The sequence below is a fragment of the Arthrobacter sp. MYb221 genome (assembly GCF_002979835.1).
GTDB lineage: Bacteria > Actinomycetota > Actinomycetes > Actinomycetales > Micrococcaceae > Glutamicibacter.
The window spans coordinates 24,612-46,202 of sequence record NZ_PCPW01000009.1 but is presented as its reverse complement, the minus strand read 5'-3'; the positions used below and the strand labels follow the sequence as shown (position 1 = coordinate 46,202).

Genomic DNA, 21,591 nt, shown 5'->3' with positions numbered 1-21,591 from the left:
GTCGAGAAAAGTTGTTGACGCTATGTCAAGGATACGCTTTGGGCTTTGCCCGGCCGAAACCCGGCACGGACGGAAAACGCGCAAGCCCTTCAAAAGCGCATTGCGGTTTTGGTCAGAGCAACAGCGTCCAGGTCACTACGGCGGTCCGGTCCGAAGTATTTTCCCAACTGTGCGGCTCACGGCCCGGGAAGGTTACCGTATCGCCCGCTTGCAGTTCAATGCGGTCCTCGGGCAGAACCAAGGTAAATTCTCCGGAAATCACGTGCAGAACTTCCACCTTGCAATCCACCGAATACAGCTCGGCTTCCCCCGAGCCCTGAGGCGCGATCTCTGCCCTAATCATCTGCACCCTGGTCTCGGCGCGGGGAGTGACCAGTTGTTCGGTGATCCCTTGACCACCCAAAGCGATTCGCGGCGCGTGCTCCAACCTGACCAATTTGGTTTCAGGTACTGAGAAGAGCTGTCCAACCTCTAAGCCCAACACTTCGCAGAGCCTGAGCAACGTCGACACCGAAGGGCTAGTCAAGTCTCGCTCCACGCGAGACAAGAACCCCTTGGTCAGTCCGGACATTTCGGCCACCTGGTCGATGGTCATTCGTCGGGTTTGGCGTACCCCACGCAAACGGGCGCCGATATTAATCGACGAGCCGGTGGGCTCTACGGGCAGTGTTTTCATGCTCTCCCACCATTTTGACACCGGCGCAGCCCTAGCTTGGCAGCACCCGGCCTACAATTCCGCTAAACCAATCCGGTTCAGGTTCCTACACTGCGTCAGTTTACCAATAGGCAACGAGAACTTCGCCGAACTCACGCTTCAGTCCTGAAGTCAGCAAACAAGCCCTCAATGCGCCGTCGCTGTTTATTCAATCGCCATGAAACTAGACTCGGCACATGGATACCGATAGCAATCCGTCCTCCAAGAGACTTCGGAACTATTTGAACGAGGCCCGAAACACCGTGCTCTGGAAGTGTCAGGGACTCTCCGAAGAGTTGGCCCGCCGTCCCATGACGGATACCGGAACACACATGCTTGGTGTCATCTACCATCTAGCAATCACCGAATACGGTTATTTCGGCGAGTGCCTAGGTCGTGTGCCCAACGATCGGCATGTGCTTCAACTACTGCAAAGCGATGATCCGCAGATCGACTTCCTGCCTCCCGCCAGCTTCTCCGTAGAAGATGTTCTCGCGTTGTATCGAAAGTCCATCGCATTCGCCGAGCAGACGCTCGATGAATTGAACTTAGAGTCCCCGGCTGAGGTCCCCTGGTGGTCAGTGCATCGGCATACCACCGTGGAGCATCTCATTGTTCATATGATCGCGGAAACCTCCCGGCATGCTGGGCATCTTGATATCGTCCGAGAGCTTCTCGACGGACAGGTAGGACTGCGTGAACAGGCGAGAAATATCCCCGGCTTTAGCGCTGAGCAATGGAAGCAACAGCGCTCCACCCTGCAGCGAATCGCCGAGCAGTCCTAACACCGGTCTTGGTTAAAGCTCGCTCAAACCCCTAGCCGGGCACCGCCTCAAAGTGCTCGCATAAGCTCGCACCAGCTCGGATGGCCTCATCCGAGCCCAGCGGCTAGAGCACCAGCTTTGAAATCCTCACCACGCAAATGATTCGGATCCCCTTCCCTTCCCCGCACGCCTGAAGATCTCGAAGGCCAAGGCCTCGCCTGCGACGATGGAACTCTGGTTGATCGCTGTAAGGAGCTGGCAGGCTTGGGACTTGGCCGTGACTTTCACCCTCGCAGCATGCGCTCCGGTAGACTCCGGGATCTCAGGCAATGCAACCGTGCCGGGGAAAACTCGTTGTCCTTCTCAGGATTGCAGAATGAGAATTACCTGCGCGGCGTACAGCTCACAGACGCGAACGGCATCGTGCGCTTCACCAGCATCTTCCCCGCGTATTACGCCGGACGCTGGCCGCATATCCACCTCGAAGATTGCCCGGCCCCAGAACTCGTTCACCGATTCGGCCAACGCTATCGCCAACTCAAAGGCAGCGCTGCCCCAAGAGGCCCGTAATGCGGTGCATGCAGCGACCGGTCGCGAGCGGTCGGCAACTAATCTGAAGGGCGTCACCTGCGGCGAAATCACCTCCGGTTACGCCGTAAAGCTCGAAGTCGAGGTCGACCCCTGGGCCAAACCCCGCGGCGGGGCATGCCTGGCGGTGGCCCCGGCAACGACGGCGGGTCGGCAGGAGAATCACCGGTAATGCCGGATGGGCAGGGCCCCGGCCAGCAATCTGCACCGTCGGCGAGCGCAGAATCCTAATCGGCACGGGGCCGTGCACCATGAGACCCGCGAGAGCTGCGTATGACGTTTCACTACGCGGCCGGATGGCGCACCGGTGTAACATCGTGGTGTTGCTTCACGAGATGCGGCGCCAAGCTCCGACTGGCCGCACACCAACCCCAGGTTCATGGGTGGTTCGGATGAAGAAGCGGTCCGTACGCCAATCGGCTACGGGCAAGAGCTCTTTTAAGGGTCCACGATAGTTATGGCTTTAAACGTCCTTCCCATTATCGACCTGCAAACCGGCCAGGTGCAGTTTCCGCTTCGCGGGGTCTGGGTCAGCTATTACGTCACGGACCCGCACCTGCTCACCCGTTTGCTAGCCAGAACCGTGGGTCCGCCGAGCTTCGATAGTCAGCGCGAGGAACTTTCGGTATTCGTGGCAGTTCGGGGGCAAAACGCTGGCACCGCCCACGTATTTAGTCTTGCCAAATTCCCAGTGCTTGAATCGCTCACTAAACTAGGGGGTTGAACCTAATCCGGATCATCTGCCCGTGAACATGATCCAATCTGCCGCAGGAGACGCATCCCCGTGATGGCCCAAACCTCAACTCCCGAACCAACCAAGGCGCAGATCCGCCGCTGGCGCCAGTACATGGCCGATGAGGTCGCCGAAGGCGCGATCTACCGTGAACTTGCCGAAAAGCGCACCGGACAAGAACGCCAAATTCTCCGTGGGCTAGCCGAAGCGGAAGAACGCCACGAAAATTACTGGCGAACCAAGCTCGGCGAACATGTACGCCCGGTCCGCCCGTCCATGCGGCGCACAATGTTGCGTTTCATGGCCCGTCATTTCGGTTCGGTGTTTGTCTTGGCGCTGGCCCAACGCGCCGAAGGCAACTCTCCCTACGCCACCGATCAGGACGCCGCTCCGCAAATGGCGGCGGACGAGCAGGTGCATGAGGAAGTCATTCGTGCTTTGGCTACGGCCGGTCGGTCCCGGTTGTCCGGCAACTTCCGAGCCGCAGTATTCGGGGCGAATGACGGTCTGGTCTCAAATCTAGCCCTGGTCATGGGCATCGGGGCCACCGGTGTGGCCTCGTCCCTCGTGCTCTTCTCCGGAATTGCCGGCCTGCTGGCTGGCGCGCTGTCCATGGCTGCCGGGGAATTCGTGTCAGTCCGTTCCCAACGTGAGCTTCTCACCGCGTCGCGCCCTACCCAGGTCACGCTTTCTGCCGCCCGCGACCTCGATCTAGATGCCAACGAATTGGTCTTGATCTACAAGGCACGTGGCATGAACAATGAGGATGCCGAACACCGCGCGGCAGAACGCATGGGGCTGTTTACCTGCGATTGCAACCCCTCCTTCTCGCTCCATCCAGAAGTTCGCAGCGCGGAGCTGGAACGCGAACATGAGGAGCTAGGTTCGGCACCGGGAGCCGCCATTTCTTCGTTCATGTTCTTCGCTTCCGGCGCAGTTATTCCGATCCTGCCTTACATCTTCGGGCTCACCGGGCTAGCTGCGGTGAGCGTGGCAGTCGCTTTAGTCAGCATCGCGTTGCTGCTCACCGGCGGCGTCGTTGGCCTGCTATCCGGCGCGTCCCCGCTCAAACGCGGCATCCGTCAGCTGGCCATTGGCTTGGGTGCGGCCGCTGTAACCTACTGCTTGGGTTTGCTCTTCGGCACCACCGTGGCTTAGCTCCAAGAAGCAGACTACTGGCCGTTGCCCCAACATGATGCGTCGTGGGGCAACGGCCGGTCTCGTTATTAGAACCGCGTGCGGCGCCGCAATGGAGTCATTGTTTCAATGAATTCGACAGCTTCTTGCACCGAGTCCACCAAAGCTATCCTGCTTTCCATGGCCCTCCCGGCGGCAAGCGCCTGCAGCAAGGGCCAGACTGGAAGCTTCCGGGTCCAATGCTCGCGGCCCACCAACACAATGGGAGCTACGCGAGCGCCAGTCGCGTAGTAGTTTTCGCAGGCGTCTTGGAATATTTCCTGGACTGTCCCGGCTGCACCGGGAAGCACAATGATTCCGCCATTTGCCTGTTCGAGCAGGATGGCTTCGCGAATCGAGTTCGTGAAAAACTTTGCTATATGCGTGGCGAACAGGTTCGGTGGCTCATGGCCATAAAACCAGGTGGGTACGCCCATTGAACTTTTCGTGCTGGGGAATTCTTCACGCACTCGCAATGCCGCACGCGCCCAGGCAGTCCGATGACGGATCGCGTCCGGAGCTTGTGCGAGGATATCCACGGCTCTACCGATAGCCGTTTCGTCATAGTCTGCAAGCCACGCGCCGGCGTTAGCCGCTTCCATGGCCCCTGGTCCCCCACCGGTAACAATCGAATAGCCTCGACCGGTCAGCATTGCACCGAGCCGTACTGCATCGGCGAATTCTTTCGTGCCACGTGCTACCGCGTGCCCACCCATGATCCCGATCATGGGTGTCTCGGCAAATACCCCGTCGTAAACAGCATTCAACATGGCCTGGCCAATATGGTGATCATGCAAAGTCGTTGCCATCGTGCTGTCATCGGTAGAAAATTCCGCCGGTGAATTTGCTTGCGAATAGGTATAGATCTGCGCGTCGAGCACCTGCGAGTAGGGCGCTTCCTTGATCCCCGCGTAGAGCTCTAGCGGGGAATAGAGCTCACGTTCGGAAATATTGAAGGGCAGTTGCGCTCCGGTACTCATGCATAGCCCGCCGGTTGCTTCCACGAGCGAACGTCCGGCCTTGGAGTAGACGCAATCAATAAAAAGGCAGTCGGCAAGGTCCAAAGCGCCTAAGACCGCGTCCCGAGCTTGAAGATCAACCCGGTGTACGCGCCAGTTTCGGGCAAGCGATGCTTGGGTTTCCATGGCTTCGGCGGCGAGCCTGTCGAACTCAATCACTGTGGTGATATTGACCGCTCGGGCGGGGAGGTGGGGCCACACATGAGACATGCACCTACGCTACCTTGAACACAAGTGATTATTCACAGTTAGCGTCCTCAACTTTCACCTACGCCCCGAACGTGAAACGATGAGAGGATGACTGATTCTGTGCCACCACTCATTGACGCAAGGCACCTACTGGCGTACCTGGGTGACGTTCCATTCTTCTTCGGGCAACAACTTGCCAAGAACGACGAATCAGTGACTGAGGTCGCCTTTGACGAAACCTCGAGTGTCATCTCGGGTACCGTCCTCGAAGATGGTCAGAAGTTCTCACCCACTCTCACGGTAATTCGCAGCGCTTCGGGTTGGTCCATCGACGTTTCGGCCTGCAGCTGCGACAAAGGCTCGATCTGCCCACATATCGCGGCGCTGTCCCTCACCGCCAATAAGATCGCAAAGCTGCCCCGCCCGGCGGTCGTCCAAGAGCAAAAGACCGTTGCCGCTTGGTCCCAGCAAGTGAACACCTGGTTTGAAGAACCCGAGCCGGGGCCCGCAGACGGACTCTTAGGGTCCCCAAATGACCCGGTCGTGGCCATGGCCTTGCAGTTCATGGTCTTTGATTCGAAAAATACCTCCCAGCAACAGCAGTGGATGCCTTCGGGAGCGGTCCCCCACCCCACGCGCAACAAACGCTTCCGTTTGGGCGTCCGCCCCATGGTGCGCAATTCCGAGGGACGCTGGGTTCGTGGACAACTGCGCTGGACTACCATAGCGTTCAAGACTTACGGCTGGAATATGCTGCGCAATCAGCACCATTGGTTCACCCGTTTTGCTGCGCTAGCTCGAAGCAACACTCAGCTGCAGTTTAAGGTCGACGAAGACTGGCTGTTCCTCGATGAGTATGCCTCGGATCTGCTGTGGCCAATGCTTGGCGAAGCTCAAGATCTTGGCATCGAGCTGATTAGCACCCGCAATGAGACCAGCGTGAATATTGACCGCCAGTCCAGATTTGAGTTGCTCGCCGACCTCGGCCAGGACAAATCGCTCACCGTGGCTGGACACTTGAACATTGCAGGTCAGGGCCTAACGCTCAACGCAGAGACTCCCAGCGGAACGATCTCGGACCACGGGTTCTATGTTGAATTGGAAGCACCTGAACAAATCTGGTTGGCGCCAAGCCAAGAGATCGTTCCCGCTCAGCACCGCCGCTGGTTTCAGAATCGCGAACCCTTGCAGGTTCCCGAAGATCAAATGCAGGACTTCTTCGCCGGTTCGTACGCGCGCCTTGCGCGCCGTTTCAATCTGCGCAGCATAAGCAAGGATCTGGTACTTCCCGCCCTGGCCCCGCCGATGGTCCACGCTGATGTGAAATTCATGCGTGAGGAAAAGGAAGATGGCAGCATCAAGGAATCTGCCACCATTGATTTCCAGATCCACTACCCGGGAGTGCCCAACGACCGCGAGGTCTATGACGCCCAGGCCGAGGATTCTTTGCGTAGCACGGTCAATGACGTCTTCGAGCGGCACACAGGCATCAGCAACCACGACTTGGACTCGAAGTTCTTCTCCGGTGAACACATGATTGTTTTTGTTTCGGAGCTGCTGCCCGCCCTACATGGCCTGTCCATCATGAAGATCACCGAAGAAGGTATTCGCCCGGTTTACCGTCAGCTACGTGAACTTCCGCGGCTGAAGATCAACGCGGTGAGCCACGAACGCAATGACTGGCTTGATTTGGGCTTGCTGATCGCCGTAGGCGACCATGAAGTACCTTTCTCCACCATTCTCGAGGCGCTCACCAGCGGTGCCATGAAGGTCAAGCTTCCGGATAACACCTGGTTCTCACTGGACCACCCGTTATTTGCCAAGCTGAAGGCGCTGGTCGATGAGGCTCAGGCGCTGAATGACAAGCCCAAGGATGCCGACCTGAAGCTCTCGGTCTTCCAAGTCTCGCTCTTCGATGAATTTGATGAGCTTGCCGAGGGAATCGAAGGTGCCGACCTATTTATCGGGCGCATGCGTTCGCTCCTGCGTGTGGCGGAAGGTGAAGAGGCCGAAGTGCCCGATACGCTCAATGCCACCTTGCGCCCGTATCAGGTCGAGGGCTATCAATGGCTTGCGCGCCTGTACCGAGGCGGTTTTGGCGGCATTCTTGCCGACGACATGGGACTGGGCAAAACCCTTCAAACCATCGCGTTAATGCTTCACGCACGCAAACTCTGGGATGACCCGAAGCATGTGGCGCAGCTACCAGCCGCTCAGCGAAACAGTGCCCCCTTCCTCGTCGTTGCTCCAAGCTCCGTTGTTTCCAACTGGGAGATGGAGATCAAACGGTTCGCTCCGAGCCTGAGCGTGATCACCGTAGAAGGTACCCTCGGTTCCGAACGCGAGCTGAACGAACTAGTGGCCAACTATGACGTCATCCTGACCACCTACACGCTGCTTCGGCTCAACGATGAGATGTATGAATCCCAGCGATTCGCTGGCCTGATCCTGGACGAGGCTCAGTTCGTGAAGAATCGTTCGACCAAGGCCCACCGCAGCGCGGTGAATATCCAGACGAACTTCAAGCTGGCGGTCACCGGCACGCCAATGGAGAACAACCTCGCCGAGCTCGGCGCGCTGCTTTCGTTGACTTCTCCATCGCTGTTCATGAATACCAGCCGGTTCAACCGCCAGTTTGCCCGCCCCATTGAAGTGCTAGGCGATAAGGAAACCCTGAAGTTACTGCAGCGCCGCGTGAAACCTTTCATGCTGCGCCGCACCAAGGAATCTGTCGTCTTGGATCTCCCCGCCAAGCAAGAACAGCAGGTCTTGGTGCGTCTGAGCGAAGAGCACCAGCATGTGTACGACACGCATCTGAACCGTGAGCGACAGAAGATCTTGCACCTTGTTGAGGATCTGGACCGCAACCGCTTTACGATTTTCCAGTCGCTGACCCATCTACGCATGCTTGCCTTGGAACCTTCGCTGGTTGACCCGGAACTTGCCGAAATCCCGGGCTCTAAGTTGGAAGCGCTCTTCGAGCAGCTTGAGGATGTGCTCAGCGAACAGCACCGCGCTTTGGTATTCTCACAATTCACTTCCTACCTGAAGGTCCTTGCGGCAAAGTTGGAAGCACGTGGTATCCCGTACGTATATCTGGACGGCAACACACGCAACCGTGCGAAGGTCATTGAGCAGTTCAAGGACGGCGAAGCGCCGCTGTTCCTGATCTCGTTGAAGGCCGGCGGTTTTGGCTTGAACTTAACCGAGGCCGACTACTGCTTCCTACTTGACCCTTGGTGGAATCCTGCCGTAGAAGCGCAGGCGATCGACCGCACCCACCGAATCGGGCAAACCCGCCAGGTGATGGTTTACCGGATGATTGCCCAAGGCACCATCGAAGAAAAGGTTGTTGCTCTCCAAGAATCCAAGCGGAAGCTGATCTCCACGGTTATGGACGAAGCCGATGGATTCTCGAAGGCTTTGACGGCTCAGGATATTCGCGGGCTGCTCGAATAACAGCTTTATTACATCTGCGTTGTTTGACGGGCTTTTACCAGCGAATCGCGCTATATTCAATATGTCTAGTTGCGTGTTCTCTGCCACACTGAGCGCAGGCAAAGAGGCAAGCCCCGGAGGTCTTCTCCGGTGGCACAACGCAAGATGAAGGCGGTTATAACCGTGTCCCTGATTAAATCGGAGACTCTGAGTACACCGAGTGACGACTGGATGAGCGCATCGGTGAGCACTGAACAAGATCGTGTGGTGATTGAAACCGAGCAGGAGCGTCTGTCTCTGGACAACGAGCGGCTCTTGGAAAAGATCCGGCGAGTTATCGCTTCGCCGCTCGAAGAAATTTTCTATAACCCAAAGCACCGGATGCTTTTGATACCTGGTGCTTTCGCGGTCATCGGCTCCTCGTTCTTGAGGGTCGACACGGACGCAGCTGCTGGCCTACGCGGCTAGGACATTGTCCGAGTACAGGTAAAGCCCCACGGCATCGAAAACCGATGCCATGGGGCTTTTTCGCGTCTGCGAGTTGCCTAGGACTTAGAGAGCCGCGAAAACTTCGCGCAACAGGACGGCAGTCTCCGAAGGAGTCTTGCCGACCTTGACGCCTGCAGCTTCCAGTGCTTCCTTCTTGGCCTGGGCGGTGCCAGCCGAGCCGGAAACAATAGCGCCTGCGTGGCCCATGGTCTTGCCCTCAGGAGCGGTGAAGCCAGCCACGTAGCCAACAACTGGCTTGGTGACGTTGGCCTTGATGTAATCGGCTGCACGCTCTTCAGCGTCGCCACCGATTTCACCGATCATCACGATGGCCTTGGTCTCTGGATCAGCTTCGAAAGCGGCCAGGGCATCGATATGGGTGGTACCGATGACTGGGTCGCCGCCGATCCCGATGGCGGTGGAGAAGCCCAGGTCGCGCAGTTCGAACATCATCTGGTAGGTCAGGGTACCGGACTTGGATACCAAGCCGATTGGGCCCTTCTTGGTGATGTTGTTCGGGGTGATGCCGACCAGTGCCTCGCCTGGGGTGATGATGCCTGGGCAGTTAGGGCCGATAATGCGGGTGATCTGGTTGCCGTCGGCGTCAACCTTCGACTGTGCCAGCGCCCAGAACTCGGCCGAGTCCTGCACTGGAACGCCTTCGGTGATGACTACGACGAGGCCAACTTCGGCCTCGATAGCTTCAACGACTGCGTCCTTGGTGAACTTAGGTGGGACGAAGACGATCGATACGTCTGCGCCGGTCTCGGCCTTGGCCTCAGCCACGGTGCCGAAAACCTTGATGTCCTGGTCACCGTGGGTCACGGTGGTGCCGGCCTTGCGGGCGTTAACGCCACCGACAATGTTGGTGCCAGCCTTGAGCATCAGGGCGGTGTGCTTGGTGCCTTCGCCGCCGGTGATGCCCTGGACGATGACCTTGGAGTCCTTGTTCAGGTAAATGCTCATTGTTCGCTTATCCCTCTTACTTCGCTGCGTTGGCGAGCTCGGCAGCCTTGTCGGCGCCCTCGTCCATGGTTGCTGCCAGGGTCACCAGTGGGTGGTTGGCTTCGGCCAGGATGGCGCGGCCTTCTTCAACGTTGTTGCCGTCAAGGCGGACAACCAGCGGCTTGTTAGCGGAATCGCCCAAGGTGTTCAGCGCGCCAACGATGCCGTTTGCTACGGCGTCACATGCGGTGATGCCACCGAAAACGTTCACGAAGACCGAATTGACCTGTGGGTCATTCAAGATGACGTCCAGGCCTGCAGCCATAACCTCAGCCGAGGCTCCACCGCCGATATCCAGGAAGTTAGCTGGCTTCACGTTGCCGTGGCTCTCGCCCGCGTAGGCTACAACATCCAAGGTGGACATAACTAGGCCAGCACCGTTACCGATGATGCCTACTTCGCCGTCCAGCTTGACGTAGTTCAGGCCAGCGGCCTTTGCCTTGGCTTCCAGTGGGTCTGCTGCGCCCTTGTCCTCAAGCTCTTCGTGAGCCGGGTGGCGAACCTCGGATGCGTTCTCATCCAGGGAAACCTTGCCATCCAGTGCAACGATGTCACCGGCACCGGTCTTCACCAGCGGGTTCACCTCAACGAGGGTGGCGTCCTCTTCCTTGAAAACAACCCACAGCTTCTGCAGGGTGTCGGCAACCTTTGCGCGCAGTTCTTCAGGGAAACCTGCTGCGGCAACGATTTCGTCGGCCTTGGCAGCGTCGATGCCAACCAATGGATCGACGGCGACCTTTGCCAGTGCGTCCGGACGCTCAACTGCGAGCACCTCGATCTCCATGCCACCTTCTACCGAGCACATGGCCAGGTAGTTACGGTTTGCACGGTCCAACAGTACCGAGAAGTAGAATTCCTCAGCAATGTCGGCGCCCTGGGCGATCATGACCTTGTTGACGGTGTGGCCCTTGATGTCCATACCGAGAATGTTGGAAGCGTGCTCGAAAGCCTCGTCTGCGGTCTTGGCAACCTTAACGCCGCCAGCCTTACCGCGGCCACCGACCTTGACCTGTGCCTTAACTACAACAACGCCGCCGATCTTCTCAGCTGCGGCTTTGGCTTCTTCCGGGGTGTAAGCGACGATACCGGCAAGCACGGGAACCCCGTGTGCCTCGAATAGATCGCGCGCCTGGTACTCATACAGGTCCACGGGTTTGTGTCCTTCGTTCGAAGTTCATGCTGACTCGCGACATGGCCATAAATCGAAATCCATGCCACGCCCTAGAGAGCGCAACGTAACTATCGGCAGTCATACGGCGCCGTAGCCGTGCGCACCTCTCAGACTATCCCTACTTTTACAAACTTCCCACTTTTACAGGCTGTAGAGAACCGCCGAGCAGCCTGTCGCCGGTTTCAAGAAACCTCAAAGCGCGCGCCAAAGATTCTTCGGTTAGTCAACCATTTCTAATGGCGCGTAACGCAATAGAAGCCGTTTTTCCGAGTCAGCAAATTGCACTTTTGCAACCGTCTTATCACCGACACCTTCGATCGCGATAACAACACCCAAGCCAAAGCCAGAATGTTTCACGTTTTGACCAACCTTTGGAATGACAATTTCTTTGTTCTGCTGCACGCGCTGCTTGGCCACCGGAGCGGCGTTGTGCCCACGAGATGCAAAATTCGAAGCATTGCCGGCACCCCAATGAGATCCACGGTCATACCGACTCGTGGCGAAATTCACCGTTCCGTTACTCGCACCCCACCCTGAAAGCTGGGCTCCTTCACGCTTCCAGTCCAACAAGTGGGAAGGAATTTCATCGAGAAACTGACTTGCAGGGTTATATTGCGACTGTCCCCACAAGCTACGCTGTTCGGCACGCGTCAGGTACAACCGTTCCCTAGCCCGCGTTAGCCCCACATACGCTAAACGTCGTTCCTCTGCCAATTCCTTTTCGTCGGTCATGGAACGCTGGTGCGGAAAGACTCCGTGTTCCATGCCGGTCAGGAACACTACCGGGAATTCCAGCCCTTTCGCGGTGTGCAGCGTCATCAGCGTGACCACACCTTCACGAGCCGCCATTTCTGCGCCTTCGCTATCCGTAGGCGCCTCGGGAATCTGATCTGCGTCGGCCACCAACGCCACCCGCTCCAAGAACCCTTCCAGGCCCCCCTCCGGCTCATCATTCACATAGTCACGGACCACCGCGACGAGCTCTGCAAGGTTTTCTACCCGGGATTCATCCTGCGGATCGCTCGACGCGCGAAGCACCTCGAGATATCCGGTCTGCTCCAGCACCGCTTCCAGCGCTTCGGCCGGGCCGGAGCCTTCTGCAACAGTCTTCAAATCGTCCATCAAAGACACAAAAGCCGCGGTCATCTTGATGCCACGAGTCCCTAGACCCGGGGCTTCATCGGAACGGCGCAACGCTTCCATAAATGAGATCCGGTCGCGTTCGGCTAGCGCTGCCACCGCTCCTTCGGCTCGGTCGCCGATGCCGCGTTTGGGCTCGTTGAGGATGCGGCGAACGTTAATGTCGTCTTCGGGATTCACCAATGCTCGCAAATAAGACAGGGCGTCTTTGATTTCCTTGCGGTCGTAGAATCGGGTGCCGCCAACCACCCGATACTTTAGATCTACGCGCATGAGCTGCTCTTCGAGAGCTCGGGACTGAGCGTTGGTGCGATAGAAAATGGCTACATCGCCCGGTCGCACGTCTTCTTCGTCGTTGAGCCGAAGGATCTCCTCTGCGATCCAGCGCGCCTCGTCCCCCTCGGATTCGCCCACGTAACCGGTGATCTGATCGCCGTCCCCGCTGGCCGTCCACAGTCGTTTATCGTTGCGGTCCGGGTTCCGTTTGATCACTTCGTTCGCTGCCGAAAGGATGTTCTGGGTGGAACGGTAGTTCTGTTCAAGTTTGATCGTCGCCGCGTCTGCGTAATCCTTTTCGAATTCCACAATATTGCGAATATCCGCTCCACGAAACGCATAAATCGACTGATCGGAGTCGCCGACCACCGTCAGTTCGCCAGGCATGGTCAGCCCATCAGGTCCGGTTAGTTCTCGTATCAACGAGTACTGCGCGTGGTTCGTATCCTGATACTCGTCAATCAGCACATGGCGGAAGCGGCGACGATAGTTGTCCGCCACCGCTGGGAAGGCCCGGAACATGTAAACGACCTGTCCAATCAGGTCGTCAAAGTCCATCGCGTTCGCCGCGCGCAGCCGTCGGGTATAGCCCCGGTAGACCTCTGCCACGGCTCGCGCGAACGGATCATTGGTGTTCATGGTGGAGGCGAAATCTTCTTCGTCGATAAGTTCGTTCTTCAACGACGAGATCTTGTGGGCGATGGCCTTGGGCGTGAACCGCTTTGGATCAATGTCCAGTCCCTTGGCAATAAGCGTGATCAAGCGCAGGGAGTCGGCCGAATCGTAGATCGAGAAGTTCGACTTCAAACCGATAGTTGCCGCCTCACGGCGCAGAATGCGTACACATGAGGAGTGGAAGGTAGAGATCCACATCTTTTTTGCCCGATCTTCACCGATCAGCTCGGAAGCGCGCTCACGCATTTCCGCTGCGGCTTTGTTGGTGAAGGTGATAGCAAGAATTTCGTGCGGTCGGGCCCGTCCGGTAGCTAGCAAATACGCAATGCGATGAGTCAGCACACGGGTCTTACCAGAGCCAGCACCAGCAACGATCAAGAGCGGACCGCCGTGATAGCGAACTGCCTTGTCTTGCTGTTCGTTCATCCCCACCAATAGCTCTTCGGGCGTTGGTAAAGTGCGCTGTGCCGGCTCCGCGGCGAAGTCATCGTTAAGGAAATCCATGGTGAAGCCAGTCTACGTGGGCTCTGCGACGGTTTCACCGACCTACCCGGCATAATGGACGGTATGGCAAAGAACGTTAAGAAGAGCAAAGAGTACCGCAAGCCAGCGCATTTCCAAGATGAGCAGGCCAAGAGGCTCGGTCAAGGACTGCGAGATTCTGCGCAGCAACGTGAATCCACTTCCAATCCGATGCTGTTGATATCGGCGGGGTTGGTCACGTGCGTGTTCCTCTTTGTGTACTACCACCTGCTCACGATGCACCAGATGACCGATCTCAGCAACGGGTTAGCCATGCCAGATCAGCGTGTCTTCGGTTACACGGTGTCGGATATTGAAGCGCTACGTGCAGCCATGGATTCGGATGCCACCGGACAGCTAAATTATCTTCACAAGACCGCCGGATTGCTGTTCCCGTTGCTGACCGGGCTGTTTTCCATGCTGATCTTCATTCGGTGGATCCCCAACCGTCAGATGCGCTGGCTGGCCTGGCTGGCACCGTTGCTGTTTGCGGTGACCGACCTGTGGGAGAACTTTGCCATTGATTCGCTCTTCGGCGCGGAACTCAACGAAAGCACCGTCGTGCTCGCTTCGATCCTGACCACGATTCGGTGGGCCACGCTATTCATCACGGCTGCGCTAGTCTTTGGCTTGGCGGCTCGTCGTGCGAACAAGGCGATGATTAAGAAAATGGCTCAGATTCGACAGCAGTCATCCTGACAAATTCATCATCAACTTCCTAGTAGGATAGTGTTGATGGCGCGCTTAGCGCCTGCGCCCCTGTAGCTCAGTAGGATAGAGCGACCCTCTCCTAAAGGGTAGGCCGTCGGTTCGATTCCGGCCAGGGGCACCAACAAAAAGTTGAGGTCCCGCTCCTAACCGGAGCGGGACCTCAACTTTTTGTTGGTCTTATCGAACGACTTAGCGCAGTAGCAGTGCGGTAGCCTTCGGCGAGAGCGAGGCATCCATGACGACGCATGCGCCACCGATGGCGCCAACCTGCGAGCCTAGGCTCGAGGTGCGGGTACCGACCTCGTGGACTGCACGTAGCCCGAAGCGACGCTGAACTGCTTCATCGACTTCATCAGCAACGAGCTCGCGAACCTTGTCCCACTGTGGACCGCCGAAGACGATCTCGCGGACGTCCAGCGCATTGGCCAGCTGTCCGGCGACTTCACCCACCCGAATCATCGATTCAATGATCAGCTCCTTGGCGACGGCGTTGCCTTCCAGCGCAAGTTCGGTGAGACGGTTGATGCCTTCGGAGCGCTGCTCCGGGCCCATGATTTCGTAGGTCGGCAGTTCCAGTCCGCGTTCCTTAGCCTGGGCGGCCATGAACTCGTAGGAGGTGCCTGTAGCCAAGCAATCGTCGGCGCCGCACTCTTCGCAGGCGACGGCCTTGCGTCCGGTGGAGTAATGCCCGATTTCGCCAGCGTTGTTGCTCGAACCGTGGTGGACTTCGCCGTCGATGACGATACCTGCGCCGAAGCCGTGGCCGCAGTAAACGAAGACGAAATCATCTGATTTCTCTTCCTTGGACTGCCAAAGCTCACCGACCGCAGATGCGATGGTGTCCTTTTCGATGATTACCTGCAAGCGCAGTAGCTTACGAAGTGGATTGACCAGCTCTACATCTGCCCAGCCATCGAGCAGCGGTGGGTTGAGCACCACACCGTCTTCGACGTTAACCGGTCCGGGTACGGCAATGCCGACACCGACGATGTGTTTTTTCGGCACACGAATCTCGGAAATCAATTCCTTGACCGTGTCTGCCATCAGCTGGATGGTTTCCGCGGCTACTTCGAGATTCGGTACATCGATACTGCGCTCACGCAATACTTCGCCGCGCAGGTTCATGGCCACGAAGGTCAGCACGCTTGGGTCAAGATGGATGCCGATGGACACTAATCGGTTTCCCTCTAGTTCCAGAACGGTTCTCGGCTTACCTGGACCGGACACAATGGTTCGGTCTTCGCGAACGATGCCATCGTCAAGAAGACGACGAACGACGTTTGAAATTGTCTGTGGTGAAAGTCCAGTCGAACCTGCGAGCTCCACACGGCTGATGCCGTCCGGGGCTCGTCGGATGGACTCAAGGATAACCGCCTGGTTAAAATCGCCAAGGCGGCCTAAGTTTGTTCCCCGTCGCATTAAAGCTCCATAGATCTATGAATTTGATGGATCGATCTCTCTATTCCAACATCCGGCCAAGACGTCGTCGTACGATCTGAAACTGCGAGTTCTCTAATCACGACGTTACTCAACTAAAAACGTTGGAGATCCAATAATGCACGTTACCATTCGTCACGAGTTTTCACACGCGATATTGTGTTTTGGTGATGAAAAATTTAACTATCTCGGCAGCGTGTTTAATCAACGATCAGGGACAAATTCTTCTTGTTCGGAAGCGTGGGACTTCAAAATTCATGCAACCCGGCGGAAAACCGGAAGCGGGCGAGACACCCTTAGAGACCGTGATGCGCGAGGTACATGAGGAATTAGGGGTGAAGTTCGAGGAAAAAGACTTTGCAGAGTACGGCCAATGGCTTGGACCGGCGGCCAATGAAGCAGACACCTCAATACAAGCCTATTTGTTCGGCGCAAGATATAACGGTTCCCCCAAACCATTAGCCGAACTCGAAGAGCTCATGTGGATCCACCCCCACGATGCCCTATTGCGTGATGACATCGCCCCACTATTACGCCAGCACGTATTGCCTACCCTTCTCGCTCGGAGAAACGCTCCCAACTAACGAGCAGATATGTAGAAGAGTTTGTCACGTGGCGTTGAGGACCGACCTCGAACCACTTTCATTGGTGCCCGCGGCCGGTTCTCTGGCATCGCCACGAGTTCCGCGTAGTGCAGGAATATGGCGCATAAGCTGCTTTAGTTACGATCCGGGTCCTGGGCCGAATTGAACTGAGTTTCATAGAACTTTGAGTAGGCGCCTTGTGCGCTTAGCAAGCTCTGATGCGTTCCACGTTCAACGATGCGTCCACCGTCGATCACTAAAATTTGATCCGCTTGCCGGATCGTTGAAAGCCGATGGGCAATGACCAAAGCCGTGCGGTTTTCCAGCGCCTGGGACAGCGCCAGCTGCACAGCAAGTTCACTGCGTGAATCCAAAGCTGCAGTTGCTTCGTCGAGAATGACCAGTCCCGGATTCGCCAAAATCATTCGGGCGATCGTCAGGCGTTGGCGTTCACCGCCAGATAGCCGGTATCCGCGTTCCCCGACCACCGTAGCCAGTCCGTCCGGGAGGGCTTCGATTTGGCTCCGCAACTGCGCGTCTTCCAAAGCCGACCAAAGTTGCTCTTCGCTGGCGTCAGGGTTTGCCAGCAATAAATTGGAGCGTACGGTCTCGTGCAACAAGTGCCCGTCTTGGGTGACCATGCCCAGTTCGCCATATAGGGACTTGAGGGTGATATCGCGCAGGTCGTGTCCGTTGAGCGTGATAGCACCGCCACGCACGTCGTAGAGCCGTGCGAGTAGCTGCGCGATGGTCGATTTACCAGCGCCGGAAGAGCCGACCAACGCGACGGTGTGACCGGGCCGAATTTCAAAGGAAATATCGTGCAAAATCTCTTCGCCACCGCGTTTGTCGAGCACCGCAGTATCTTCCAGCGAGGCTAGCGACACTTCCTCGGCACTCGGGTAAGCGAAGTTCACCTTGTCGAATTTCACTGCCACAGGCTCTACTGGAAGGGCAATCGCGTTCGGGGCGTTTTTGATCAGCGGTTCGAGGTCTAGCACCTCAAACACCCTGTCGAAGCTAACCAGCGCGCTGGTGATCTCCACGCGGGCGTTAGCAAGTCCCGTAAGCGGCGTATACAGGCGGATAATGAGCATCCCGAGCACTACCACGTCACCCGCCGCCATCTCGCCACGCAAGGCATAGAACCCGCCCAGTCCGTACACTAGGGCCAGCGAAAGCGCCGCGACCAGCCCTAGCACCGTTACAAATGCGAATTGCCGCATGGTCATCTTGATGCCGATGTCGCGTACTCGCGCAGCCCGCAATCCAAATTGCTCGGATTCTTCGTTGGGACGCCCATAGAGTTTGATCAGCGTAGCTCCGGGTGCGGAGAATCGTTCGGTCATCTGGGTGCTCATTGAAGCGTTCAGATCTGCCGACTCCTTGCGCAGCCCAGCTAGGGACTTTCCGAAGCGTCTTGCCGGCAGCAGGAACAGCGGGAAAAGGACCAGCGCCAGGATCGTGACCTGCCAGGAGGTAGTGAGCATGACGATAGCGGTCAGGATCAGTGCAACTGCATTTGAAACGATTCCGGATAAGGTTCCGGCGAAAGCGGCTTGGGCCCCGATAACATCTGAATTGAGCCGGGAGGTCAGTGCTCCGGTGCGAGTTCGTGCGAAAAACGCGATGGGCATCTTCTGCACGTGGTCAAATACCTTGGTGCGAAGATCAAAGATGATTTGCTCACCGAGGTTAGAGGACTGCCAGCGTACGAGCATCGCGAATATCGAATCGAAAACGGCGACTACCACCATAACGATCGCCAAGTTCCGCACGGTCTCCCAACTGCCTTGCGCCACGATTGCGTCAACGACTCGTCCGGCAAGCACCGGTGTGATGACAGCAATTGCCGCTGACAATACAGAGAAGATCACGAAGATTATCAGACGTGCTTTATAGCTGAGTGCGAAGTCGAAAACACGCCGCGGGGTCTCTGGACGATATGCACGTCGCTGTTCGCTCTTTGAGAGCTGCCACAGCGTACTCCACGCCGCGCCTTCCATACTCACGAGTTACCTCCGTGATTTGTTCAGATTAGTACTAACGTCTCAACATCTCACGGAGTCCGAATATTTCCTAGCTGGCATGAAGGTATTGAGCCCATGAAGAATCAATATGGTCAAGTCCGGAAACCAGATGCCCTCCCACCCTTGGCTGATGCGGTGTGAGCAACAATTGCCATCCCAATTGCGAGAGCATCTTGTCGGCCTTGCGGCTGTTACACGACAAGCAGGCCGCTACGAGGTTCTCCCAGGTATTCTGCCCGCCTCTGCTGCGCGGAATTACGTGGTCGATGGTGTTAGCGGTTTTTCCGCAGTAGGCGCAGCGGAAGTGGTCTCTACGAAGAACGCCCCTACGGGTCACATGATTCATGTTCCTGTAGGGGCGTCGCACATATCGTTTTAACACGATCACGGTGGGGCGCGGTAAGTCGCCGTGCGAGCTGCGCACGGGTGACTCGTGATCTTGCAAAATGATTGTTGCTTTCTCGGCAAGCACAAGGAGCAAGGCGCGACGGAAAGTCACCACCGCTAATGGCTCATAACCTGCGTTCAAAACCAACGTTCGCATTCGCATATTTCCTTCAATGAGCTTGTGTGCATCTCTAGAAGTTGATGACGACGAGCTCGTCGCAGTTAGTTCTCTTGCCGTTAGCCTATGCGATATATTGCCGATTTGGCTTCAAGATTAGGAAGATATTCGTTGATTTTCATCGCGAAGTAGCCCGTAGTTCACCCGGTTAAACGACCATTGGCCACCGAACATTACGTTCGATGGCCAATGGGAGCAGGCTGCTTAGCCAGCTAGAGTGTAGTAACCGTACATCGGGTTGCGGGTCACCGAGTGGATCATGGTATCCACGGTTGGGTTCTGCGCGCCGATCATCTGGCCTCCACCTAGGTAGATGCCTACGTGGCCGCCACCGTTCTGGAACACCAAGTCGCCCGGCTTCGGGCTGCTGGTGCGCTTGAACTGGCCGGATCCGAGGATCGCGGAGGTGCCACGAGCGATGTTGATGCCGTGCTGCGCGTAGACGTACTTCACGAAGCCAGAGCAGTCCCAGCCGCTTGGAGTGTTTCCGCCCCAGACGTATGGAACGCCCGAGTACTTCGAAGCCGTAGCCGCGATACCGGTGAGGTTCTTGCTCGGGACCGAGGATTCCTGCTTGGTGGATTCCTTCTTGGTCTCAGTTGGCGCGCTCTGCTGGCCATTGCCGCCGCGGTTCTGGCGGGTCATTGGTGCCATGGAGTCCGAGCTACCCGAAGAATCGGAGTTGCCCGAGTTTTCGCGAGTGGTTGGCTCGATGTCATCAGCGACAGCGATAACGACCGGCTCGGGCTTTGGCTCAGCAGTGAAGCTGGCGCGCTCGATCTCGACGTTATCCGCCTTCTTGGTGGATACCTTGACTGCCTTGACAGCAACGCGTTCCGGGTTGATCGTGTCAACCGGGGAAGCTGATACGTCACGTGGGGCGGTTGCCTGACCTGGTACGCCCAGGGTGACGATCAGACCGGACGCAGCAGCAACAACGGCTGCCTGACGTCCGACCGAGCCTGCATTCGAGGACACTGCCTGCGAAATGCTAGCAAGTGGGTTGGTACGTGCTGCTGGGGCGCGGTGGCGTCCCGGCGCTTGACGCTTGGTCACAATAAAGCCTCTCCTTGATACCTACGAGGTAAGCTGTCGGGTTCGAAGTGGAGTTACCTCGGTGGATTCGAAGTTTCCTTCTCTTCCACTTAACCCCTAGGGTTGTTAGCCAAAACTAACGACCCGATGTTGGTTCCCCCGTCACTGCCGTACGAGTTGTGTATAACTGCTCATTGCGCGTTGGCAGTGCTCGGTTCTCACGCAATGTTGCTCAAGGATTCCCCTTGGCACGCTGTTTAGCCTATAGGACTATCTTTCAAATGTCACGTTTTGATCACGGTAAGGTGACGAACGTCGTTATAACCAGCCGGCGGGGTCTTTGAACTGACCGTCGACAATTACTTCGAAGTGCACATGCGGTCCGGTGGAATTACCGGTGCTACCAGCCAAAGCGATGACATCTCCGCGCTTGACGGTGTCTCCCACGTTGACTAGTAGTTGCGAATTGTGGCTGTACCCGGTTTCCAGGCCGTTTCCATGGGCCAAGGTGACCCGCTGACCGGAATGACCTGCCCATCCGGAGACTGTGACCTTGCCCGATGCTGCGGCATAAACCTTTGTGCCGCTCGGCACACCGTAATCTGTGCCACTGTGGATCATGAAGCCGGCGCCAGTTGGGTTCTTGCGGTGCCCAAAGCTTGAGGTAATGCGGTTGCTATCCACCGGACGCTCGAGCAATCCACCGGTCGAACCGACCTTCTGAATGTCGCCGCCGGAAGCGGTGAGGATTTCAGAGAGCTTTTCTTCGTTGGCCACCTTGGGGTTGATGTCGGACTTCAAAGCCGCACGCTGCACATCTAAGCCAGCATCGCTTGGAGCTTTAACATCGACCACTGCGGAAGTTGCGGTGCGCTGCGCGCCCGCTACCACTGGGCCCTCTTCAGACACGGCGCTACTGAGCTGCGGAGAAACCGCGGCTAGTGCCAAACCCGATACCGCGGCAACAGCAGCGATCTTGTGGGTAAACCCAAGTCGGGAAGTCTTTTTTGGCGAAGCGCGAAGGCTCTGAACGAGCTCTTCGTTACTTGCTACTACGCCTTCAGGCGCAACAACTGGCTTAGCTGTAGGTAGGGCAATGACGTTTCCGTCAACATCCTGGGTAGCAAGAGTTTTCTGCGTTGGCGCAATGCCGTAACGCTGACCCGACTCAAAGCGGCGCCCGACATAATCGGCGCAAAGCGGCTCTGGAACTGCTACTGCTTCGACAGCGGCTGCGCGTGATGCGCGGCGACCAACGGATCGTTCTGTGGCGGCCGCTGCGATCTCAGTGATCGCATCGATCTCGACGTCTGCGGCACGGCGTCGACCCGTCGTCCTGGTTTCTGCCAA

18 protein-coding genes, 1 tRNA gene, 1 pseudogene and 2 riboswitches are annotated in these 21,591 nt (G+C 57.2%); of the genes and pseudogenes, 9 read left to right on the top strand and 11 right to left on the bottom strand.

What is annotated here, in order from left to right; genetic code table 11:
- Nucleotides 1–112: 112 nt before the first annotated feature.
- Entirely contained in the window at nucleotides 113–676 is a 564-nt protein-coding gene (locus CQ015_RS12055; protein ID WP_105650202.1) for a helix-turn-helix domain-containing protein, read from the bottom strand.
- Between the two features lie 215 nt (nucleotides 677–891).
- Here CQ015_RS12055 and CQ015_RS12050 point away from each other — a divergent pair, with 215 nt between their 5' ends.
- The 4 genes from CQ015_RS12050 (at nucleotide 892) to CQ015_RS12030 (ending at nucleotide 3,937) form a co-directional block, all read left to right on the top strand.
- On the top strand, nucleotides 892–1,479 hold the full coding sequence (locus CQ015_RS12050; protein WP_105570029.1) for a DinB family protein: 588 nt from the start codon (nucleotides 892–894) through the stop codon (nucleotides 1,477–1,479).
- Nucleotides 1,480–1,834: 355 nt separating this feature from the next.
- Nucleotides 1,835–2,218 (top strand): hypothetical protein, encoded by a 384-nt coding sequence (locus CQ015_RS19010; protein WP_181150410.1) that lies wholly within the window; start codon nucleotides 1,835–1,837, stop codon nucleotides 2,216–2,218.
- Between the two features lie 154 nt (nucleotides 2,219–2,372).
- A riboswitch (SAM riboswitch) is annotated at nucleotides 2,373–2,485 on the top strand.
- Nucleotides 2,486–2,503: 18 nt separating this feature from the next.
- Nucleotides 2,504–2,770, top strand: coding sequence for a hypothetical protein (locus tag CQ015_RS12035; RefSeq protein ID WP_105554201.1), 267 nt, complete (start codon nucleotides 2,504–2,506; stop codon nucleotides 2,768–2,770).
- A gap of 63 nt (nucleotides 2,771–2,833) precedes the next feature.
- Nucleotides 2,834–3,937: a VIT1/CCC1 family protein gene (locus CQ015_RS12030; RefSeq protein ID WP_105650200.1), complete on the top strand. Its 1,104-nt coding sequence runs from the start codon at nucleotides 2,834–2,836 to the stop codon at nucleotides 3,935–3,937.
- 68 nt (nucleotides 3,938–4,005) lie between these two features.
- Here the strand turns inward: CQ015_RS12030 and CQ015_RS12025 are convergent, their stop codons facing one another.
- Entirely contained in the window at nucleotides 4,006–5,133 is a 1,128-nt protein-coding gene (locus CQ015_RS12025; protein WP_258138370.1) for an LOG family protein, read from the bottom strand.
- Between the two features lie 138 nt (nucleotides 5,134–5,271).
- On the opposite strand from CQ015_RS12025, the gene CQ015_RS12020 reads away from it, so the two are divergent.
- Together CQ015_RS12020 and CQ015_RS12015 are read left to right on the top strand one after the other, a co-directional pair.
- On the top strand, nucleotides 5,272–8,622 hold the full coding sequence (locus CQ015_RS12020) for a DEAD/DEAH box helicase (RefSeq protein ID WP_105570028.1): 3,351 nt from the start codon (nucleotides 5,272–5,274) through the stop codon (nucleotides 8,620–8,622).
- A gap of 129 nt (nucleotides 8,623–8,751) precedes the next feature.
- Nucleotides 8,752–9,069 carry a hypothetical protein gene (locus CQ015_RS12015; protein WP_105554205.1) on the top strand — a complete coding sequence of 106 codons (318 nt, stop codon included), beginning with the start codon at nucleotides 8,752–8,754 and terminating at the stop codon, nucleotides 9,067–9,069.
- Between the two features lie 84 nt (nucleotides 9,070–9,153).
- On the opposite strand, the gene sucD is transcribed toward CQ015_RS12015, so the two are convergent.
- From sucD to pcrA, 3 genes are all read right to left on the bottom strand, one after another.
- Nucleotides 9,154–10,056: a succinate--CoA ligase subunit alpha gene (gene sucD, locus CQ015_RS12010; RefSeq protein ID WP_105650198.1), complete on the bottom strand. Its 903-nt coding sequence runs from the start codon at nucleotides 10,054–10,056 to the stop codon at nucleotides 9,154–9,156.
- Between the two features lie 16 nt (nucleotides 10,057–10,072).
- Nucleotides 10,073–11,245: an ADP-forming succinate--CoA ligase subunit beta gene (sucC, locus tag CQ015_RS12005; RefSeq protein WP_105650197.1), complete on the bottom strand. Its 1,173-nt coding sequence runs from the start codon at nucleotides 11,243–11,245 to the stop codon at nucleotides 10,073–10,075.
- 240 nt (nucleotides 11,246–11,485) lie between these two features.
- Nucleotides 11,486–13,861, bottom strand: coding sequence for a DNA helicase PcrA (gene pcrA, locus CQ015_RS12000; protein ID WP_105650196.1), 2,376 nt, complete (start codon nucleotides 13,859–13,861; stop codon nucleotides 11,486–11,488).
- A 63-nt stretch (nucleotides 13,862–13,924) separates the two neighbouring features.
- On the opposite strand from pcrA, the gene CQ015_RS11995 reads away from it, so the two are divergent.
- Complete coding sequence (locus CQ015_RS11995; protein ID WP_105554209.1) at nucleotides 13,925–14,578, top strand: hypothetical protein; 654 nt, start codon at nucleotides 13,925–13,927, stop codon at nucleotides 14,576–14,578.
- 56 nt (nucleotides 14,579–14,634) lie between these two features.
- Nucleotides 14,635–14,711, top strand: a tRNA-Arg gene (locus CQ015_RS11990).
- Nucleotides 14,712–14,779: 68 nt separating this feature from the next.
- Here CQ015_RS11990 and CQ015_RS11985 read toward each other — a convergent pair.
- Both CQ015_RS11985 and CQ015_RS19385 read right to left on the bottom strand, forming a co-directional pair.
- Entirely contained in the window at nucleotides 14,780–15,763 is a 984-nt protein-coding gene (locus CQ015_RS11985) for an ROK family protein (RefSeq protein ID WP_258138404.1), read from the bottom strand.
- A gap of 81 nt (nucleotides 15,764–15,844) precedes the next feature.
- Nucleotides 15,845–16,009: pseudogene (locus tag CQ015_RS19385) on the bottom strand (winged helix-turn-helix transcriptional regulator); the annotation flags it as partial.
- A 188-nt stretch (nucleotides 16,010–16,197) separates the two neighbouring features.
- Between CQ015_RS19385 and CQ015_RS11980 the strand changes: the two are divergent.
- Nucleotides 16,198–16,611 (top strand): NUDIX domain-containing protein, encoded by a 414-nt coding sequence (locus CQ015_RS11980; protein WP_181148547.1) that lies wholly within the window; start codon nucleotides 16,198–16,200, stop codon nucleotides 16,609–16,611.
- Nucleotides 16,612–16,745: 134 nt separating this feature from the next.
- Here the strand turns inward: CQ015_RS11980 and CQ015_RS11975 are convergent, their stop codons facing one another.
- The 4 genes from CQ015_RS11975 to CQ015_RS11960 all read right to left on the bottom strand — a co-directional run bounded on the left by CQ015_RS11975 (nucleotide 16,746) and on the right by CQ015_RS11960 (nucleotide 21,591).
- Nucleotides 16,746–18,623: an ABC transporter ATP-binding protein gene (locus tag CQ015_RS11975; RefSeq protein ID WP_105650194.1), complete on the bottom strand. Its 1,878-nt coding sequence runs from the start codon at nucleotides 18,621–18,623 to the stop codon at nucleotides 16,746–16,748.
- Between the two features lie 67 nt (nucleotides 18,624–18,690).
- The gene (locus CQ015_RS11970; RefSeq protein ID WP_105554213.1) at nucleotides 18,691–19,185 is read right to left on the bottom strand and encodes an HNH endonuclease; all 495 of its coding nucleotides are present in this window, start codon (nucleotides 19,183–19,185) and stop codon (nucleotides 18,691–18,693) included.
- A gap of 225 nt (nucleotides 19,186–19,410) precedes the next feature.
- On the bottom strand, nucleotides 19,411–20,262 hold the full coding sequence (locus CQ015_RS11965; protein ID WP_258133673.1) for a C40 family peptidase: 852 nt from the start codon (nucleotides 20,260–20,262) through the stop codon (nucleotides 19,411–19,413).
- 3 nt (nucleotides 20,263–20,265) lie between these two features.
- Nucleotides 20,266–20,435, bottom strand: a riboswitch (cyclic di-AMP (ydaO/yuaA leader).
- 124 nt (nucleotides 20,436–20,559) lie between these two features.
- On the bottom strand, nucleotides 20,560–21,591 hold the full coding sequence (locus CQ015_RS11960) for a M23 family metallopeptidase (protein WP_105650193.1): 1,032 nt from the start codon (nucleotides 21,589–21,591) through the stop codon (nucleotides 20,560–20,562).

Coding starts and splice junctions, on each gene's coding strand:
- CQ015_RS12055 (WP_105650202.1), bottom strand. CDS start 676: ATGAAAACACTGCCCGTAGAGCCCACCGGCTCGTCGATTAATATCGGC.
- CQ015_RS12050 (WP_105570029.1), top strand. CDS start 892: ATGGATACCGATAGCAATCCGTCCTCCAAGAGACTTCGGAACTATTTG.
- CQ015_RS19010 (WP_181150410.1), top strand. CDS start 1,835: ATGAGAATTACCTGCGCGGCGTACAGCTCACAGACGCGAACGGCATCG.
- CQ015_RS12035 (WP_105554201.1), top strand. CDS start 2,504: ATGGCTTTAAACGTCCTTCCCATTATCGACCTGCAAACCGGCCAGGTG.
- CQ015_RS12030 (WP_105650200.1), top strand. CDS start 2,834: ATGGCCCAAACCTCAACTCCCGAACCAACCAAGGCGCAGATCCGCCGC.
- CQ015_RS12020 (WP_105570028.1), top strand. CDS start 5,272: ATGACTGATTCTGTGCCACCACTCATTGACGCAAGGCACCTACTGGCG.
- sucD (WP_105650198.1), bottom strand. CDS start 10,056: ATGAGCATTTACCTGAACAAGGACTCCAAGGTCATCGTCCAGGGCATC.
- pcrA (WP_105650196.1), bottom strand. CDS start 13,861: ATGGATTTCCTTAACGATGACTTCGCCGCGGAGCCGGCACAGCGCACT.
- CQ015_RS11995 (WP_105554209.1), top strand. CDS start 13,925: ATGGCAAAGAACGTTAAGAAGAGCAAAGAGTACCGCAAGCCAGCGCAT.
- CQ015_RS11980 (WP_181148547.1), top strand. CDS start 16,198: ATGAAAAATTTAACTATCTCGGCAGCGTGTTTAATCAACGATCAGGGA.
- CQ015_RS11970 (WP_105554213.1), bottom strand. CDS start 19,185: ATGCGAACGTTGGTTTTGAACGCAGGTTATGAGCCATTAGCGGTGGTG.